The 19,421-nt window shown below is 70.7% G+C and carries 15 protein-coding genes; 10 read left to right on the top strand and 5 right to left on the bottom strand.

Annotated features, from left to right (window positions below):
• Positions 1–88: 88 nt before the first annotated feature.
• The 8 genes from AQI70_RS12195 (at position 89) to AQI70_RS12160 (ending at position 9,120) form a co-directional block, all read left to right on the top strand.
• Complete coding sequence (locus AQI70_RS12195) at positions 89–1,288, top strand: inositol-3-phosphate synthase (protein ID WP_062147498.1); 1,200 nt, start codon at positions 89–91, stop codon at positions 1,286–1,288.
• 113 nt (positions 1,289–1,401) lie between these two features.
• On the top strand, positions 1,402–2,418 hold the full coding sequence (locus AQI70_RS12190; RefSeq protein ID WP_062147495.1) for an SCO3242 family prenyltransferase: 1,017 nt from the start codon (positions 1,402–1,404) through the stop codon (positions 2,416–2,418).
• Positions 2,415–3,515, top strand: coding sequence for a sugar phosphate isomerase/epimerase family protein (locus AQI70_RS12185; protein WP_244181581.1), 1,101 nt, complete (start codon positions 2,415–2,417; stop codon positions 3,513–3,515). The genes AQI70_RS12190 and AQI70_RS12185 overlap by 4 nt, the downstream gene beginning before the upstream one ends.
• The gene (locus AQI70_RS12180) at positions 3,512–4,399 is read left to right on the top strand and encodes an EboA domain-containing protein (RefSeq protein WP_244181580.1); all 888 of its coding nucleotides are present in this window, start codon (positions 3,512–3,514) and stop codon (positions 4,397–4,399) included. Before AQI70_RS12185 ends, AQI70_RS12180 begins: the two co-directional genes overlap by 4 nt.
• Positions 4,399–5,319 (top strand): TatD family hydrolase, encoded by a 921-nt coding sequence (locus AQI70_RS12175; RefSeq protein WP_062147492.1) that lies wholly within the window; start codon positions 4,399–4,401, stop codon positions 5,317–5,319. The genes AQI70_RS12180 and AQI70_RS12175 overlap by 1 nt, the downstream gene beginning before the upstream one ends.
• 3 nt (positions 5,320–5,322) lie before the next feature.
• Positions 5,323–6,492, top strand: a complete 1,170-nt coding sequence (gene eboE, locus AQI70_RS12170) for a metabolite traffic protein EboE (RefSeq protein WP_062147489.1) — start codon at positions 5,323–5,325, stop codon at positions 6,490–6,492.
• Between the two features lie 74 nt (positions 6,493–6,566).
• Positions 6,567–7,946, top strand: coding sequence for an alkaline phosphatase family protein (locus AQI70_RS12165; protein WP_062148321.1), 1,380 nt, complete (start codon positions 6,567–6,569; stop codon positions 7,944–7,946).
• A gap of 115 nt (positions 7,947–8,061) precedes the next feature.
• Positions 8,062–9,120, top strand: coding sequence for a sugar phosphate isomerase/epimerase family protein (locus AQI70_RS12160; RefSeq protein ID WP_062147486.1), 1,059 nt, complete (start codon positions 8,062–8,064; stop codon positions 9,118–9,120).
• A 62-nt stretch (positions 9,121–9,182) separates the two neighbouring features.
• Here the strand turns inward: AQI70_RS12160 and AQI70_RS12155 are convergent, their stop codons facing one another.
• The 5 genes from AQI70_RS12155 to AQI70_RS12135 form a co-directional block, all read right to left on the bottom strand.
• Positions 9,183–10,583 carry an OFA family MFS transporter gene (locus AQI70_RS12155; protein ID WP_062147483.1) on the bottom strand — a complete coding sequence of 467 codons (1,401 nt, stop codon included), beginning with the start codon at positions 10,581–10,583 and terminating at the stop codon, positions 9,183–9,185.
• Between the two features lies 1 nt (position 10,584).
• Positions 10,585–11,973: an OFA family MFS transporter gene (locus tag AQI70_RS12150; protein WP_062147481.1), complete on the bottom strand. Its 1,389-nt coding sequence runs from the start codon at positions 11,971–11,973 to the stop codon at positions 10,585–10,587.
• 120 nt (positions 11,974–12,093) lie between these two features.
• Positions 12,094–14,238 (bottom strand): acetate--CoA ligase family protein, encoded by a 2,145-nt coding sequence (locus AQI70_RS12145; RefSeq protein WP_062148318.1) that lies wholly within the window; start codon positions 14,236–14,238, stop codon positions 12,094–12,096.
• A 4-nt stretch (positions 14,239–14,242) separates the two neighbouring features.
• Positions 14,243–15,493, bottom strand: a complete 1,251-nt coding sequence (gene frc, locus AQI70_RS12140) for a formyl-CoA transferase (protein ID WP_062148315.1) — start codon at positions 15,491–15,493, stop codon at positions 14,243–14,245.
• A gap of 10 nt (positions 15,494–15,503) precedes the next feature.
• Positions 15,504–17,186 carry a thiamine pyrophosphate-binding protein gene (locus AQI70_RS12135; protein WP_062147478.1) on the bottom strand — a complete coding sequence of 561 codons (1,683 nt, stop codon included), beginning with the start codon at positions 17,184–17,186 and terminating at the stop codon, positions 15,504–15,506.
• A 166-nt stretch (positions 17,187–17,352) separates the two neighbouring features.
• Here AQI70_RS12135 and sucC point away from each other — a divergent pair, with 166 nt between their 5' ends.
• A complete protein-coding gene (sucC, locus tag AQI70_RS12130; RefSeq protein WP_062147475.1) occupies positions 17,353–18,483 on the top strand; it encodes an ADP-forming succinate--CoA ligase subunit beta in 1,131 nt (376 codons plus the stop codon).
• A 14-nt stretch (positions 18,484–18,497) separates the two neighbouring features.
• Positions 18,498–19,382: a succinate--CoA ligase subunit alpha gene (gene sucD / locus AQI70_RS12125; RefSeq protein WP_062147472.1), complete on the top strand. Its 885-nt coding sequence runs from the start codon at positions 18,498–18,500 to the stop codon at positions 19,380–19,382.
• The last annotated feature ends 39 nt before the right edge of the window (positions 19,383–19,421 follow it).

Raw genomic sequence — 19,421 nt, 5'->3', positions numbered from 1 at the left:
CCCGCCCGCCGTCTTCACCCCACCGGGCCTCGCTTCAGGGGCCCGGCCCACGGGGTTTCCGTACGACGCGCTCGACAAGGAGGCTGCCATGTCCGCGCCCGTTTCCCCGTCCGTATCGCGCGTCGGCGTCTGGCTGATCGGGGCGCGCGGCTCCGTCGCCACGACCGTCGTCGCCGGGTGCGCCGCCGTCACCGCGGGCCTGCACCCGCCGACGGGCCTGGTCACCGAGACACCGATGTTCGCGGACAGCGGCCTGCCCGCGCTGTCGTCCCTCGTCTTCGGCGGCCACGACACGGTGGACTGCCCCCTGCCCAAACGCGCGGAGGCCCTGGCGGCGGGCGGCGTCCTGCCCCCAGGCCTCCCGACCGCGGTCCGGGCCGAGCTCTCCGCCGCCGACCGGGAGATCAGAACCGGCGGCCCGCTCCCCGGAGACACCCGTGGCGAGGAGGAGCTGATCACCGCCTTCGCCTGCGACCTACGGGACTTCATACGGCGGTACGACCTCGCCCGGGCGGTCGTAGTGAACGTCGCCTCCACCGAGCCCCCGCCCACCGGCGCCGCTCTGCCGCCGAGTGCGCTGTACGCGGCGGCGGCCCTGCGCGCGGGCTGCCCGTACGTGAACTTCACCCCCTCCACGGGCCTGGACCACCCGGCACTGACACCCCTGGTGGCCTCGGCCGGCCTGCCGTACGCCGGCCGCGACGGCAAGACGGGCCAGACACTGCTCCGCTCGGTCCTCGGCCCGATGTTCAGCCAACGGGCGTTGACGGTCCGCGCCTGGTCCGGCACGAACCTCCTCGGCGGCGGCGACGGCGCCTCCCTGGCCGATCCGGCCGCGGCGGCCGCGAAGAACGCCGGCAAGGAACGGGTGCTGGCCGACACCCTCGGGGCGGCTCCCGAGGGCGAGGTCCACATCGACGACGTCCCGGCCCTCGGCGACTGGAAGACCGCCTGGGACCACATCGCCTTCGACGGCTTCCTCGGCACCCGCATGATCCTCCAGACCATCTGGCAGGGCTGCGACTCCGCCCTGGCGGCACCGCTGGTCCTCGACCTGGCCCGCCTGACGGCACGCGCCCACGAGACGGGCCTGTCCGGACCGCTCGGCGAACTGGGCTTCTACTTCAAGGACCCGGCGGGGGAGGGGCCCGGGGCGCTGGCGGAGCAGTACGCGGCCTTGCGGCGGTTCGCCGAGCGGTTGCGGCGGGCCGGTGCAGAGCCGCGCGGTGACCGACTCGCCCGCCCCGGCGGGCGCGATGCCGCCGACCGCATCGAGGAGCAGCGGTGAAGGGGCACGGGAAGCGGCACTCGTCGCCGTCGGCTGGTGGCCGGTCCCGGCAGACAGAGTCCGGCCGGAGTGAGGACGCACGCTCGTCGGCGCCCGAGGCCAGGCCCGCCCGCGTGGTCACGGGCCGGTCGGCGGAAGACCCCGAGCGGCGGAACCCGCGCCTGGCCTGGGCCGAACTCCTGCGCCTGCCCGCCCTGTTCACCGTCCCCGGCGACGCACTGGCAGGCGCCGCCGCGACCGGCGCGCGCGCCGACTCGCGCACTCTGCTCGCCATCGGTTCCTCCCTCTGTCTGTACCAGGCCGGCATGGCCCTCAACGACTGGGCGGACCGCGCGGAGGATGCAACGGAACGCCCTCACCGCCCCCTCCCGTCCGGCCGCATCCGCCCCGCGGCCGCCCTCACCGCGGCCTGCGCCCTCACCGGCGCGGGCCTGGCCGTCGCAGCCCGTGCCGGCCGTCCCGTTCTCACGATCGCCGCGCCGCTCGCGGTCACCGTCTGGGCCTACGACCTCGCCCTGAAGCACACCCCGGCCGGCCCCGCGGTCATGGCCGCCGCCCGTGCCCTGGACCTGCTCCTCGGCGCCGCCTCCACCACCGGACACATCCGCGAGGCGCTACCGTCGGCCGCCCTGCTGGGCACCCACACGCTCGCGGTCACCGCGGTGTCCCGCCAGGAGACCAAAGGCGGTTCCTCCCTGGCGCCTCTCACGGCCCTGGCCACCACGGCCCTCCTCGGCCGCCTGCTGGCACACCGGCCCACCGCCCCCCGACCCCCGGCCGGCCCCGGGGAAGCAGCCCCCCACGGCCTGCCGGGCATCCGCCCCGACGCCCTCGCGCCCATGGCCCGTCACCGCCGACGCCGCTGGTCCGGCCCGACACGGCCGGCCGCCGATGCCCTGAGCACAGCCCTCGCCGCCGCCTACGCCGCGACCGCTGCGCGCCCCTACCTCCACGCCGCGCTCAACCCGTCACCCCCGCTCACCCAACGAGCCGTCGGCGGTGGCATCCGCGCCACGATCCCCCTCCAGGCCGCCCTGACCGCCCGATCCGGTGCCGGCCTCACCGCCCTGTTCATCGCGGGTCTCGCCCCGCTCGGCCGACGGTTCGGCAGAAAGGTGAGCGTCACATGAGCCACCCGACGAGCGTCCCGGTCCGGCCAACCGAGGCACCGAGGGCCCCCGGGAGCCCTTACGACACCGGCACCGGGCGCGCGACTGCCCTCTCCCAGGCGCCGGACGTCGCGGAGGTCGAGGATGTCACGGAAGTCACGGAAGTCACGGAGGTCGCGGAGGTCACGGACGTCGCGGACGTCATCCCCCTCCGCTTCGGCTACGGCACCAACGGCCTCGCCGACCTCCGCCTCGACGACGCCCTGGCCCTGCTCGCCGACCTCGGCTACGACGGCGTCGGCCTGACGCTCGACCACATGCACCTGGACCCGCTCGCCCCTGACGTCGCCGCCCGGACCCGCCGCCTCGCACAGCGGCTGGACACGCTCGGTCTGCAAGTCACCGTGGAGACGGGCGCCCGCTATGTGCTCGACCCGCGTCGCAAGCACGGCCCCTCCCTGCTGGACCCCGACCCGGACGACCGTGCCCGCCGCGTCGACCTGCTGATCCGTGCCGTCCGGATCGCCGCCGACCTCGGTGCCCACGCCGTCCACTGCTTCAGCGGAATCACACCCCCGGAAACGGGCCCGGAGACGGCCTGGCACCGCCTTGCCGACGCGCTCACCCCGGTCCTGGACGCGGCCACCACCGCCGACATCCCCCTCGCCGTCGAACCCGAACCGGGCCATCTCCTCGCCACCCTCGCCGACTTCCACCGGCTCCGCCACCTGCTCGGCGACCCGGCACACCTCGGCCTGACCCTCGACATCGGGCACTGCCAATGCCTCGAACCCCTCTCTCCCGCCGACTGCGTACACGCCGCCGCGCCCTGGCTGCGCCACGTCCAGATCGAGGACATGCGCCGCGGTATCCATGAACACCTCCCCTTCGGCGAGGGCGAGATCGACTTCCCGTCCGTGCTCGCCGCCCTCCGCGCCAACCGCTACCAGGGCCTGACCGTCGTCGAACTGCCCCGCCACTCCCACGCGGGCCCTCACTTCGCCGAACTCTCCCTCCCGTTCCTCCACCGGGCCGCGGCCACGGCCACCCGATCACCCGTACCCGTCCCACCACCTCATGGCGATCCCTCCGCCACCCCAGAAGGGAGCACCCCATGACCCACCCCCGCGCCACCCCGGCCAACCGGACTGCGGACACCGAGGGCCCGACGGCCGTAAAGGCTCTGGCAGGCACCGAGGGCCCGACGCCCGCCGAGGCTCTGGCAGACACCGCAGGTCCGGCGAACGCCCAGACCCGGGCGGGTGCCACGGCGCGGCCGGACGCCGGGGACCTGGCGGGTGCCGCGAGCGAGCCGGACATCCAGGGCGCCGCCCTCGCCCGCACCCCGCCCGCGGACCTGCGCAGCCACCTCGCCGCCCGCCTCGGCGCCCCCGCCCGTGCCTGGCTCCACCGGGCTCTCGACGAGGCCGCCGAGCATCCCGGCACCCACGGGCCGATCTCCGTCTGGGAGCTGCGCATCGCCGAGGCCGGCCGCCGCTGCGGCGCCGAGCACGCCGACGCCGCCCGCGTCCTCATCCTGCACGCGGCCCGCGCCGACGCGGACGCCCTCTCCCGCGTCTACTTCCAGGGCACCGCCGCCGAACGCCGAGCCGTCCTGCACGCACTGCCCCACCTCGTGCCCGGCAGGGAAGCACTCCCGCTGGTCGAGGACGCCCTGCGCACCAACGACACCCGGCTCCTCGCCGCCGCCGTCGGCCCCTACGCCGCCCGGCACCTCGACTCCCACCAGTGGCGCCACGCCGTACTGAAGTGCCTCTTCACGGGAGTGCCGATCGACACCGTGGCCGACCTGGCGCGCCGCGCCCACCGCGACACCGAACTCGCCCGCATGCTCGGCGACTACGCCGCCGAACGCACCGCCGCGGGCCGCTCCGTACCCGAAGACCTGCACCGCGTCCTGACCCTGACCGACCCCACGGCCACCCCACCCGCGTCCGCCGCCGAGTGCGGCACCCGCGGCACCGACGGCAAGGAGTCCTGATGCGCCTCTTCGACCCCCACATCCACATGACGTCTCGCACCACCGACGACTACGAGGCCATGCACGCCGCCGGCATCCGCGCCGTCGTCGAACCCTCCTTCTGGCTCGGCCAGCCCCGCACCTCGCCCGCCTCCTTCCTCGACTACTTCGACTCCCTCCTCGGCTGGGAACCCTTCCGTGCCGCCCAGTACGGCATCGCCCACCACTGCACGCTCGCCCTCAACCCCAAGGAGGCGAACGACCCGCGCTGCGTCCCCGTCCTCGACGAACTCCCGCGCTATCTCGTCAAGGACCAGGTCGTCGCCGTCGGCGAGATCGGCTACGACTCGATGACCCCCGCCGAGGACAGCGCCCTGGCCGCCCAGCTCCAGCTCGCCGCCGACCACGAGCTGCCCGCCCTCGTCCACACCCCGCACCGCGACAAGCTGGCCGGCCTGCGCCGCACCCTCGACGTCGTCCGGGAGTCCGCACTGCCCCCGGACCGGGTCCTGGTCGACCACCTCAACGAGACGACGGTCAAGGAGGCCAAGGACAGCGGCTGCTGGCTCGGATTCTCCGTCTATCCCGACACCAAGATGGACGAGGAGCGGATGGTCGCGATCCTCCGGGAATACGGGCCCGAGCGGATACTCGTGAACTCCGCCGCCGACTGGGGAAGAAGCGATCCCCTGAAGACCCGCAAGGTCGCCGACCTGATGCTCGCCGAGGGCTTCGGTGAGGACGACGTCGACCGGGTGCTGTGGCGCAACCCCGTCGCCTTCTACGGCCTCAGCGGGCGACTCTCCCTCGACGTCGCCACCCCGGAGGCGACCCACGAGGGCAACTCCATCCTCCGGGGCGCTCCGAAGGACCCCGCCGGACCGGCCGGCACGGCGAGAGAGTGGGCCACACCGACCGGCAGCCCGTCCCCGGGGGCGTGAGCCATGCGCTTCCGCCACCCCGACGGCTCCACCGTCCACCTCGCCTACTGCACCAACGTCCACCCGGCCGAGACCCTCGACGGCGTCCTCGCCCAACTCCGCGACCACTGCGAACCCGTGCGCCGACGGCTCGGCCGCGACCGCCTCGGCATCGGCCTGTGGCTCGCCAAGGACGCCGCGCACGCCCTCGTCTCGGACCCGTCCGCCCTGCGTGGCCTGCGCACCGAACTCGACCGGCGCGGCCTGGAGGTCGTCACCCTCAACGGCTTCCCGTACGAGGGCTTCGGTGCGGAAGAGGTCAAGTACCGCGTCTACAAGCCGGACTGGGCCGACCCCGAACGCCTCGACCACACCACCGCCCTGGCCCGCGTCCTCGCCGGTCTCCTCCCCGACGACGTCACCGAGGGCAGCATCTCCACCCTGCCCCTCGCCTGGCGCACCGCCTACGACGACGACCGCGCCGAGACGGCCCGCACCGCCCTGCTCACCCTCGCCGAACGCCTCGACGCCCTGCGGGAGTTGACCGGCCGCGACATCCGCATCGGCCTCGAACCCGAACCCGGCTGCATCGTCGAGACCACCCGCGACGCCATCGCCCCACTCACCGCGATCGGCCACGACCGCATCGGCATCTGCGTCGACACCTGCCACCTCGCCACCTCCTTCGAAGACCCGCACACCGCCCTGGACGCGCTCACCGCAGCCCGCGTCCCCGTCGTGAAGTCCCAGCTCTCAGCCGCCCTGCACGCCGAACACCCCCACCTCCCCAAGGTCCGCGAGGCCCTCGCCGCCTTCGACGAACCCCGCTTCCTGCACCAGACCCGCACCGCCACCGCCGCCGGCCTGCGCGGCACCGACGACCTCGGCCAAGCCCTCAACGGTGACGCCCTGCCCGACGCCTCCCCGTGGCGCGCCCACTTCCATGTCCCGCTCCACGCGGCTCCCGCCGCGCCCCTCACCTCCACACTCCCCGTCCTCAAGGCCGCACTGACCCGCCTCGTCGGCGGCCCGCACCCGCTGACCCGGCACCTTGAGGTGGAGACGTACACCTGGCAGACCCTCCCGGCCGAACTGCGGCCCCGCGCCCGCAGCCAGCTCGCCGACGGCATTGCCGCCGAACTCGCCCTCGCCCGCGACCTGTTGACGGACCTCGGCCTGAAGGAGCTGCCATGACCGAGCGACCGGACCCGGCAGCACCGGCCACCCGCCCGGCACCCCGACCGGACGCCACCGCGGACGCCGCCACCATGCGCCGTCCCACCCCTCTCCTCGTCCTCGACGTCGTCGGCCTCACCCCCCGTCTCCTCGACCACATGCCCCACCTCAAGACACTCGCCCGGTCCGGCTCCCACGCGCCCCTCGGCACCGTCCTGCCCGCCGTCACCTGCGCCGCCCAGTCCACCTTCCTCACCGGCACCCACCCGTCGGAGCACGGCATCGTCGGCAACGGCTGGTACTTCCGCGACCTCGGCGACGTACTCCTGTGGCGCCAGCACAACGGACTCGTCGCCGGCGACAAGCTCTGGGACGCCGCCCGCCGCGCCCACCCCGGCTACACCGTTGCCAATATCTGCTGGTGGTACGCCATGGGCGCCGACACCGACATCACCGTCACCCCCCGCCCGATCTACTACGCCGACGGCCGCAAGGAACCGGACTGCTACACCCGGCCGCCTGCCCTGCACGACGAACTCACCGAGAAATTCGGCACCTTCCCCCTCTTCCACTTCTGGGGCCCCGGCGCGGACCTCGTCTCCAGCCGCTGGATCATCGACGCCACCCGCCACATCATCCGCACCCACCACCCCGACCTGACCCTCTGCTACCTCCCTCATCTCGACTACGACCTGCAGCGGTTCGGCCCCGACGACCCACGCTCACTGAAAGCCGCCGCGGACCTGGACGCCGCCATGGCCCCGCTCCTGGACGACGCGCGCGCCGAGGGCCGTACCGTCGTCGCGCTGTCCGAGTACGGCATCACCCGTGTGCACCGCCCCGTCGACATCAACCGCGCCCTGCGGCGGGCAGGTCTGCTGGAGGTGCACACCCAGGACGGCATGGAGTACCTCGACCCGATGGCGTCACGCGCCTTCGCCGTCGCCGATCACCAGATCGCCCACGTCTACGTACGCCGCCCGGAAGACCTCGACGCGACCCGGGCCACGCTCGACGGACTGCCCGGCGTCGAGCAACTCCTGGACGACGAGGGCAAGAAGGCCCATCACCTCGACCATCCGCGCTCGGGCGAACTCGTCGCCGTCGCGGAACCGGACGCCTGGTTCACGTACTACTACTGGCTCGACGACGCCCGCGCGCCCGACTTCGCGCGACTCGTCGAGATCCACCGCAAACCCGGCTACGACCCGGTCGAGCTCTTCATGGATCCCCTCGACCCCTACGTCAAGGTCAAGGCGGCGACCGCGTTGGCGCGCAAGAAACTCGGCATGCGTTACCGCATGGCGGTCGTGCCTCTGGATCCGTCACCTATTCGCGGCAGCCACGGCCGCCTTCCCGCGAGCGACGACGAAGGTCCGCTCCTCATCTGCTCCACCCCCCGCGCTGTCGGCGACCGTGTCGCGGCCACCGACGTGAAGTCACTGCTGCTCCGACTCGCCGGTCTCGGCTGACCGGCCACGACCGGCGCGCATCAGCTCGCCGGTCCCACCGACCCGTCTCTTCCGACTGGTCACAAGTGAAGCACTCACCACTGACAACGGCCTTTGACCCAGAGGAGTTCCAGGCATGAGCCGCTTTTCCCAGACGGATCCCGAACTCGCCCACCGCCTCACCAGACGAGGCATGCTCGGCGTGGCGGCGGGCGCCACGGCCGCCGCGTTGCTGGGCGCCGCAGCGGCCCCGGCGACCGCTGCGCCCGGCACCGCGGCCGCCACCGGCACGGCCTCCGGCACCACCGGCCGCGGCCGTCCCGTCCTGCCGCCCGGCCGACTCGGCATCCAGCTGTACAGCCTGCGTGACAAGGTCTCCACGCTCGGCTTCGCCCCCGTCTTCGCCGAACTGGAGAAGTACGGCTACGACGAGGTCGAGTTCGCCGGATACACCCAGGGCTCGGCCGGCCCGATCACCCTCGCCCAGCTCAAGCGGCTGGCCCGCGACCACGGCCTGAACCCGATCGGCAGCCACGTCGGCTACTACTCCAACGACCCGGGCGCCTACACCTTCGCCCAGAACCTCACCAAGGTCCTCGACGACGCCGAGGCCCTCGGCCTGAAGCACATAGGAACCGCCTCCGGCCCGTTCCGCTACGGCTCCACCGTCGACGCCTGGAAGCGTGCCGCCGAGGAGTTCAACACCTACGGAGCGGCGGCGAAGGCGCGCGGCATGAAGTTCTACCAGCACAACCACTCCGAGGAGTTCTCCTTCGCCACCGACAATCCGAAGGTCCGCCTCTACGACGTGCTGCTCGCCGAGACCGACCCCGACCTCGTCCATCTGGAGATGGACATCTACTGGGCGTACTCGGGCCAGTTCCGCTTCTCGAAGCGGCCCGACGGCTCACCCGCCCCCTTCGAACCCCTGGACTACGTGCTGAAGCAGCCCCACCGCTATCCGCTCTTCCATGTCAAGGACGGCGTGAGCGACCCGGCCAACCAGTACGGCTACCGCATGGTCGACGTCGGTGACGGCGACATCGACTACCAGCGGTTCATCTCCGCCGTGACCAGGCTGCGCGGTCATCGATTCGCCCACCACTGGCAGGCGGAGCACGACAATCCGACCGAGTCCCTCACGTTCGCCCGCCGTTCGAGCGAGCACCTGCACTCGCTGCGGGAGAAGTGCTGACGGCTACCGGCATGAGATGCCCTCCCCGCGCCGGGGAGGGCCTCCTCATATGTGCGGTGCCGTCACCCCGCGGGCTGCGGCTCGCCCAGCCGGGTCGGTGTCCGCCCCGGCTGTCGCAGCAGCAACGCGATCGCCGCCGCCACCATCGACACGCCGCCGGCCAGCGCGTACGCACCGTGGTAGCCCCAGGCCGCGACCACCATGGAGCCCAGGCCGCCGCCGAACAGGCCGCTGATCAGCTTGCCGCTGTAGACCAGCCCGTAGTTGGTGGCGTTGTAGTTCTCCCCGAAGTAGTCCGGGGTGAGCGCCGCGAACAGCGGGTAGAACGCGCCGCCGCCGAAGCCGGAGAGGAACGCGAAGAACAAAAACAGCCATTCGCTCCTGAGGTCTCCGGCCCAGATGACGCCGAACTGGGCGAGGCCCAGCACGACGATGACGAACACCAGGGTCGACTTGCGGCCCCACCGGTCGGACAGCCAGCCCACGACTCCGCGGCCGATGCCGTTGATGACGGCCATGAGGCCCATGGACGACGCCGCGACCAGCGGGCCGAAGCCCACCTCCTTGGCGTAGTCGACCTGGAAGGAGATCCCGAAGATCGACACACCGGCGGTCAGTACGACGGACAGCCACATCAGGGGCAGCATGCCGGTCCGAATCGCCTCCTTCGGGGTGTACTGCTTCACCGCCGGAGGGTTCTTGGCCGGACTCGCCGCGTTCTTTTGATCGCCCGAGCAGGTCAGCGGGTCGATGTCCGCGGGCCACCAGTTCTTCGGCGGGTCCTTGAAGAAGAACGCGCATCCGAAGACGACGATCATGATGTAGCAGCCGATGAGGTCCAGCACCCGGTGGTAGTTCGCGGTGTCGAACCCGTAGTTGAAGATGAAGATGAACGGCAGTGACCCGTACGCGAACCCCCCGTTGACGAACCCGGTCCGTGCGCCGCGCCGCTCGGGGAACCACTTGCCGACCATGTTGATGCAGGTCGCGTAGACGAGGCCGGCCCCGATGCCGCCGATCACGCCGAAGCCGAGGATCGCCAGCCAGACGTTGCTCAGGTGGGACAGGGCCAGGAACCCCAGGAGACACAGACCGGAGCCGGCGTACATGGCCTTGCGGGCCGTCAGGATGCCCTTCTCGCGCAGCCAGCCCGCCGGGAAGGCGATGCCGGCCTGGAAGAACACCCAGACGCTGAGGATCCAGAAGGTGTTGGACTGCGTCCAGCCGTGCGCGTGGGACAGGGTGTCCTCCGCGGAGCCGTACGCGTATTCGAAGACGCTGATGGCCATCATGGCGATCCACGGGAGATACACCATGAGCTTGCGGGAGTGGCCGAGGATGTCGCGGTCGCTCTCACCGACGCGGTAGACGCGGCCTCGGGTGTCGGTCACTTCGCGGTAGGGACGGTGTGCGGCGTCGGAGTGGTCGGACGAACTGCTTGCTGCGTACGGATCTGCCGTCATGTCAGGCCGTGTCCTCGCCGAGCGGTCGTGGGTTGGGAACGATGCGGCGCCCTTCCTTGTCGCGTCCCGGCGGGCTGAGGAACAGTGCCACGCAGCCGGCGAAGAGCGAGATGGAGCCGGCCAGGATGAAGGCACCGGAGTGCCCCCAGGCACCGACGACCACGGCACCCATGCCCGCGCCGAGTCCGGAGACGAGCTTGGCGCTGTAGACCATGCCGTAGTTGGACGCGTTGTTGTTCTCACCGAAGTAGTCGGCGGTGAGCGCCGCGAACATCGGGAAGATGGCGCCGCCGCCGAAGCCGGAGACCGAGGAGAAGATCAGGAACAGCGGAAGGTTCTGGGCCTCCGCCGACCAGAGGATGCCGTACTGGGAGAGACCCAGGATGACGCACACGACGAGCAGGCACCGTTTGCGGCCGTAGAGGTCGGAGAGCCAGCCGATGACACCGCGGCCGGTACCGTTGACGATCGCCTTCAGGGACATGGCCGTGGCGACGATCCCGCCCGCGAACCCGGCCTCCTCGCCGATGTCCACCTGGAAGGCGATACCGAAGATGTTCACGCCGGACGTGCACGCCAGACAGAACCACATCAGAGCCACCCGGCCGGTCTTCCACGCCTCCTTGGGGGAGTACTGGCGGACCGCCGGCGGGTTCATCCTGAGCGAGCGGGCCGCGCGAGGGTCCTTCGGCGGGTTGAGCGGGTCGACCGCGGCGGGCCACCAGTTCTTCGGCGGGTCCTTGAAGAAGTAGCCGGAGAACGCGACCACTCCGGCCAGGAAGACACCCACCGAGACCAGCACCCAGCGGAAGTTGGTCAGGTCCATGTAGCCGTTGAAGAGGAAGACGAAGGGCACCGAGCCGTAGGCGAAACCGCCGTTGACGAAGCCGGTCTTGCCGCCCTTGCGCTCCGGATACCACTTGCCCACCATGTTGACGCAGGTGGCGTACACCATGCCCGCGCCCATACCGCTGAACATGCTGAAGCCGATGTAGGCGAAGACGACGTGCGGCGCGAAGGCCAGCGACAGATAACCCAGCAAGGTGCCCGTCGCGCCGAGCATCATCGCCCAGCGGGCCGGCAGTTTTCCGCTCTCACGCAGTTTGCCCGCGGGGAAGGCCACCGAGGCCTGGAAGAAGACCCACACGGTCATCATCCAGAAGATGTGCATGCTGTTCCAGTGATGCGCCGTGTGGAGGGTGTCCTCGGCGGACGCGAACGCGTACTCGGCGGAGGAGATGCCCATCATGCCGATCCAGGGCAGGATCACCATCCACTTGCGCTTGCGGCCCATGATGTCGATGTCGGACTCGCCGATGCGATAGACGCGTCCGTTCTTGTCGGTCACCTCGCGATAGGCGGCGACCTGTGGAACGTCGGTGGTTGTCACGGTGCTTGCACCCCTTGCGTCGAAAGTTCTGGCCAGCGCCCCCTGTCCAATGCCTTTCGTGTGCGCACGGGCCCCGGCGCCGGCCGACGCGCACCGTCGGCCGACCCGCGCTCGCTCACCTCATGAACCGCCCCCCAACAGCCCCGCCGCCCGGGCCCAGCGGTACTTCGCACCGAGCACGGCCACCGGCTTCTCGGTCGTGTACGGGTAGGCCACGACCCCCCGCTCGTACAGGTACTGGCAGGCCTCCTCGACCTCGACGTCACCCGCGAGCGACGCCACGACGGGCTTCTCCACGCCGCGTTCACGGAACTCGTCCACCACGCGCGCGGTGAGCTCCGCGAAGGCCATGGGGGGAGTGACGATGGTGTGCCAGTAGCCGAGGACCAGCGCGTGGATGCGCGGGTCCTCCAGACCGAGCCGGATCGTCGCCTCGTACGTAGACGGCGGCTCGCCACCGGTGATGTCCACGGGGTTGCCCGCCGCCCCGAACGGCGGGATGAACTTCCGGAACGCCTCGTCCAGGTCCGGCGGGATGTCCATCAAGGACAGGCCGTTGTCGGTCACCGCGTCCGACAGCAGCACGCCGCTGCCGCCGGCCCCGGTGATGATCACGACGTTGTCGCCCTTGGGGGCGGGAAGCACCGGCAACGCGCGCGCGTACTCCAGCATTTCGTTCAGTCCGGGCGCCCGGATGACACCTGCCTGCTTCAGGATGTCGTCGTAGACGGCGTCGTCCCCGGCGAGGGCTCCGGTGTGCGAGCCGGCGGCCTTCGCGCCCGCCGCCGTACGCCCCGCCTTGAGGACCACCACCGGCTTCTTCGGTACGGTCGCCCGCGCGGCCTCGACGAAGGCACGCCCGTCCTTGAGGTCCTCCAGGTGCATCGCGATGCACTCGGTGTGCGGGTCCTCACCGAACCAGGTCAGCAGGTCGTCCTCGTCCAGGTCCGACTTGTTGCCCAGCCCGACGATCGCCGACACACCCGTCTTCGTGGTCCGCGCGAAGCCCAGGATGGCCATCCCGATGCCGCCGGACTGCGAGGTCAGCGCCACCCCGCCCTTGACGTCGTACGGCGTGCAGAACGTGGCGCACAGGTCCTGCCACGTCGAGTAGTAGCCGTAGATGTTCGGCCCGAGCAGCCGGACGCCGTACCGCTCGGCGATCGCCACGATCTCCGCCTGGAGCGCGTGCTCACCGGTCTCCGCGAACCCGGAGGGGATCAGCACGGCGTTCGGGATCCTCTTGCGTCCCACCTCCTCCAGGGCCGAGGCCACGAACTTGGCGGGGATAGCGAAGACCGCCACATCCACCTCACCGGGAACGTCCGTGACACTCTTGTACGCCTTGCGGCCCAGAATGTCATCGGCCTTGGGGTTCACCGGATGGATGTCCCCGGCGAAACCGCCGTCGATGAGGTTGCGCATCACCGAGTTGCCGATCTTGCCCTGCTCGTTGGAGGCCCCGATCACGGCGACCGACGACGGCTGCATCAGCCGGCGCATGGAGGTGAGGATCTCGTCGCGCGTATAGCGGCGGCGCGGCTTCACCGGCGCCTCGGAGAGGATCACCCGGATGTCGGCCGCCACCGCCCCCTCCGCGGTGGCGATCACGGGGTTGAGATCCACCTCGGCGATCTCGGGGAAGTCCGCGACGAGCTGCGACACCCGGCGGATCTGCTCGGCGATCGCCCACCGGTCCACGGCCGCCCCGCCGCGCACCCCGTGCAGGATCTCCGCCGACCGGATCGAGTCCAGCATGGACAGCGCCTCGTCGGCGTCCATGGGCGCGAGCCGGAAGGTGACGTCCTTGAGGACCTCGACGAGCACCCCGCCGAGCCCGAAGGCGACGACCTTCCCGAACGTCGGATCGGTCACCGCGCCGACGATGACCTCCTGCCCCCGCGGGAGCAGCTCCTGGACCTGCACGCCCTCGATGCGGGCATCCGCGTCGTACGAACGCGCGTTGTCGATGATCTTGTGGAACGCGGTCCGTACGTCGGCCGCGCCCTCGACGCCCACGATCACTCCGCCGGCGTCGGTCTTGTGCAGGATGTCGGGCGAGACGATCTTCATCACCACGGGCCCGCCGAAGCGCGCCGCGTACGCCACCGCCTCGTCGACGTCGGTCGCCAGCTCCTCGCCCGGTACGGCGATCCCGTACGCGTCGGCGATCACCTTGCCCTCGGGCGCGGTCAGCGCGGTGCGTCCCTCGGCCCGTACGGAGTCGAGAAGCGTGCGCACCCGCAGGACGCGGTCTTCGGCCATCACGTCAGATCACTCCGTTCGACTTGAGCAGGCGCAGCTCCTCGTCGCCGAGGCCGAGCTCGCCGATGTAGACCTCTTCGTTGTGCTCGCCCAGCAGCGGTGAACTGGTCACCTCGACGGGGGAGTCGGAGAGCTTCAGCGGGCTGCCCACGGTCACGAACTCGCCCCGCTCGGGGTGCGGCACGGTGACGACCATCTCGTTGGCGACCAGCGAGGAGTCCTCGATGATCTCCCTGGTGGACAGGATCGGCCCGCACGGGATGTTGTGGGCGTTGAGCCGCTCCAGCACCTCCCACTTGGGCAGGGTCGACGACCACTCCTCGATCAGCTGGAACATCTTGTTGAGCTTGGGCAGCCGCGCCTCCGGCGCCGCCCACTCGGGGTCGTCGGCGAGTTCGGGCCGGCCGATGAGCTCGCTGATCGGCTTCCAGCCGACGGGCTGCACGATGACGTACACGTAGTCGTTCGGGCCGCCCGGCGCGCACTTGACCGCCCAGCCGGGCTGGCCGCCGCCGGACGCGTTTCCCGAGCGGGGAACTTCCGTGCCGAAGTCCTCGTTCGGATATTCAGCAAGCGGCCCGTGTGCCAGGCGCTGCTGGTCCCGCAGCTTCACCCGGCACAGGTTGAGTACAGCGTGCTGCATGGCCACGTTGACCCGCTGCCCACGCCCGGTGTTCTCGCGCTGGAACAGCGCCGCGAGAATCCCCGCGACGGCGTGCACACCCGTACCCGAGTCCCCGATCTGGGCTCCCGTCGCCAGCGGCGGCCCGTCCTCGAAGCCGGTGGTCGACATCGACCCGCCCATGGCCTGTGCGACGACCTCGTACGCCTTGAAGTTGGTGTACGGGCCCTCGCCGAACCCCTTGATGGAGGCATAGACGATACGTGGATTGATCTCCTGGATGCGGTCCCAGGTGAAGCCCATGCGGTCGACCGCGCCCGGTCCGAAGTTCTCGACCATGACGTCGGAGCGCCGGATCAGCTCGGTGAGGAGCTCCTTGCCGCGCTCGGTCTTGGTGTTCAGGGTGATGCTCCGCTTGTTGCAGTTGAGCATCGTGAAGTAGAGGGAGTCGACGTCCGGGAGGTCGCGCAGCTGCTTGCGCGTGATGTCACCGGTCGGCGCCTCCAGCTTGATGACGTCTGCGCCGAGCCAGGCGAGCAGCTGGGTCGCGGAGGGCCCGGACTGGACGTGGGTCATGTCCAGGACGCGGATGCCTTCGAGAGCCTTGGACGGAGTACCCGTCGTGCCGGTCATGGCGGCCACCTCACTTGTACATGGTCTGGTTCATGGTTCCGGGGGCGTACGCGTCGGGGTCGACCCAGACGTTGATCAGCGAGGGCTTCCCTGACTCGCGGGCGCGCCGCAGGGCGGGGCCGATGTCGGCGGGGTCGCGGACCTCCTCGCCGTAGCCGCCCAGCATCTGCGCGAACTTGTCGTAGTGGACGTCGCCGAGCGTGTTGCCGACCCGCTCGCGTTCCTTGCCGTACTTGGCGGCCTGGCCGTAGCGGATCTGGTTCATCGAGGAGTTGTTGCCGACGATGCCGACGAAGGGGAGGTTGTAACGGACGAGAGTCTCGAAGTCCCAGCCGGTGAGGGAGAACGCGCCGTCGCCGAAGAGCGCGACGACCTCCTTGTCGGGCCGCGCCTGCTTGGCCGCGAGGACGAAGGGGACGCCGACGCCGAGCGTGCCGAGGGGGCCCGGGTCCATCCAGTGCCCCGGCGACTTGGGCTGCACGACCTGCCCGGAGAAGGTGACGATGTCGCCGCCGTCGCCGATGTAGATCGAGTCCTCGGTGAGGAAGTCGTTGATCTCGCTGACCAGCCGGTACGGGTGGATCGGTGAGGCGTCCGACTTCAGGCTCGGCAGCCGCTTCTCCAGGGCGGTCTGCTCGGCGGCGCGCAGTTCGTCGAGCCACTCCTTGCGCTTGGACGCACCGCCGTTGACGCGCCCGGAGGCGGCCTCGGTGACCGACTTCAGCACCAGCCCGGCGTCCCCCACGATCCCGAGGTCGATGTCGCGGTTCTTGCCGACGGTCCGGTAGTCGAGGTCGATCTGCACGACGGTCGCGTCCGGCGACAGCCGCTTGCCGTAGCCCATGCGGAAGTCGAAGGGCGTACCGACGATGACGATGACGTCGGCGTTGGAGAAGGCGTAGCGCCGCGACAGCTGGAAGTGGTGCGGGTCGCCGGGCGGGAGCGTGCCGCGGCCGGCGCCGTTCATGTACGCGGGCAGGTTCAGGGTGCGGACGAGCTCGATGGCCGCCTCGGTGCCGCGCGTCGTCCACACCTGGCTGCCCAGCAGGATGGCCGGCTTCTCGGCGTGGACCAGCAGGTCGGCGAGCTTCTCGATCGCCTCGGGATCGCCGGCGGAGCGGGTGGAGGCACGGTAGGCGCCGGCCTTCGGCACGCGCGCCTTGCTCACCGGCACCTTGGCATCGAGGACGTCGCGCGGGATCTCCAGGAAGGAGGGACCGGGGGCGCCGTGGTAGCACTCGCGGAACGCCATCGACACCATGTCCGCCGCGCGCGCCGTCTCCGGCACGGCCGCCGCGAACTTGGTGATCGGCGTCATCATGTCGACGTGCGGCAGGTCCTGCAGGGACCCCATCTTGTGCTGGGTGAGGGCGCCCTGGCCGCCGATGAGCAGCATCGGGGACTCGGCGCGGAAGGCGTTGGCGACACCGGTGACGGCGTCGGTGGTGCCGGGACCCGCGGTGACGACCGCGCAGCCGGGCTTGCCGGTGATCCGGGCGTAACCGTCGGCGGCGTGGGCGGCGACCTGCTCATGGCGGACGTCGACGACCTCGATGCCCTCGTCGACGCAGCCGTCGTAGATGTCGATGATGTGGCCGCCGCACAGCGTGTAGATGCGGTCGACCCCCTCGGCCTTCAGCGCCTTGGCTACGAGATGACCACCGGAAATCACGTCCTGGGTGTCGTCGGGCATGGCGAAGTCCTGTCCCTTCGTAGGGGTGGGGAACGCACTCAGCGGTATGTCGTCGGCCGTCGGCAGTACATTGCATACAGTCGACGAATACTGTATGAACCTTGTTATCCCGCATCCGGTGGGTGGTGTCCAGGGGGCGTGCGGCACTTTTGAGTCAGGAGCCGGAATGGACCTGTACGAACACCAGGCAAGGGAACTCTTCGAAGAACACGGCATCTTGGTGCCGCGGGCAGAGGTGACGGACTCATCCAAGGAAGCCCGTGAGATCGCACGCCGGCTCGGCGGCCGTGTCGTGGTCAAGGCGCAGGTGAAGACCGGTGGCCGCGGCAAGGCGGGCGGGGTCAGGCTCGCCGCGGATCCGGCCGCCGCCGAGCTCACGGCACGGCAGATCCTCGGCATGGACATCAAGGGCCACACAGTCGGCAAGGTGATGCTGGCCCAACCCGTGGACATCGACACCGAGTTCTACGTGTCCTATGTGCTCGACCGTGCCGCGGGGCGCTTCCTCGCGATCGCCTCCGCGGAGGGCGGCATGGAGATCGAGGAGGTGGCCGCCGGCCGGCCCGAGGCGGTGGCCCGCATCCCCGTCGACCCCGCCGAGGGCGTCACCTCCGCGAAGGCGGGCGAGATCGCCCAGGCGGCCGGACTGCCGCCGCAGACCGTCGACGTCCTCGTACGGCTCTGGGAGGTCCTGGTCCGCGAGGACGCCCTCCTCGTCGAGGTGAACCCGCTGGTCCGCACCCGGCAGGGACAGATCCTCGCTCTCGACGGCAAGGTCACCCTCGACGACAACGCCCGCTTCAGGCAGGCCCGTTGGGGGGCCGAGGGCGCGGAGCACGACGACGAGCTGGAGGCGGCGGCCGCAGCCAAGGGCCTCAACTACGTCAAGCTCGACGGCGAGGTCGGCATCATCGGCAACGGCGCCGGTCTCGTCATGTCGACCCTCGACGTCGTCGCGGGCTGCGGCGCCCGGCCCGCCAACTTCCTCGACATCGGCGGCGGCGCGTCGGCCCAGGTCATGGCCGACGGACTCGCCGTCATCCTCTCCGACCCGGCCGTGAAGTCGGTCTTCGTCAACGTCTTCGGCGGCATCACCGCATGCGACGCGGTCGCCGACGGCATCGTGCGGGCCCTGGACAGCGTGCGGTTGACCAAGCCGCTCGTCGTACGCCTCGACGGCAACAACGCCGCCCGCGGTCGCGCCATCCTCGACGGACGCGCTCACCCCCTGGTCGAGCAGGTCACCACCATGGACGGCGCCGCCCTCCGGGCCGCCCGACTCGCCGCCACAGCCTGAGGAGACATGACGACATGGCCATCTACCTCACCAAGGAGAGCAAGGTCCTCGTCCAGGGCATGACCGGCGGCGAGGGCATGAAGCACACCCGGCGCATGCTCGCCGCCGACACGAACATCGTCGGCGGCGTCAACCCGCGCAAGGCCGGCCGCACCATCGACTTCGACGACCGCGCCGTCCCCGTCTTCGGATCGGTCGCCGACGGCATGCGGGCGACCGGCGCCGATGTGACCGTCGTCTTCGTGCCACCCGCCTTCGCCAAGGCGGCCGTCGTCGAGGCCGCCGACGCCGGCATCGGACTCGCCGTCGTGATCACGGAGGGCATCCCCGTCCACGACTCCGTCGCCTTCACCATGTACGCGAAGGCCAAGGGCACCCGCATCATCGGCCCCAACTGTCCCGGTCTGATCACCCCCGGTCAGTCCAACGCGGGCATCATCCCGCCCGACATCACCAAGCCCGGCCGGATCGGCCTGGTCTCCAAGTCCGGCACGCTCACCTACCAGCTCATGTACGAGCTCCGCGACATCGGCTTCTCGACCTGCGTCGGCATCGGCGGCGACCCCGTCGTCGGGACGACCCACATCGACTGCCTGGGCGCCTTCCAGGACGACCCCGACACCGAGCTGATCGTGCTCATCGGCGAGATCGGCGGCGACGCGGAGGAGCGGGCGGCCGCATACATCCGCGACCACGTCACCAAGCCGGTCGTCGGCTACATCGCCGGGTTCACCGCTCCCGAGGGCAGGACGATGGGGCACGCGGGTGCGATCGTGTCCGGTTCCTCCGGGACGGCGGCGGCGAAGAAGGAGGCGCTGGAGGCCGTTGGGGTAAGGGTGGGCAGTACGCCCACCGAGACCGCGCGCCTGGTGCTGGAGCGCCTGGAGGCCGGGGCGTGACGTCACTCATAGTTGGCGCCGGGTCACTTACGGCAGTTG

Source organism: Streptomyces curacoi, assembly GCF_001513975.1.
In the GTDB taxonomy this organism is placed as follows: domain Bacteria; phylum Actinomycetota; class Actinomycetes; order Streptomycetales; family Streptomycetaceae; genus Streptomyces; species Streptomyces curacoi.
This window is presented reverse-complemented; position numbering and strand designations above follow the sequence as displayed.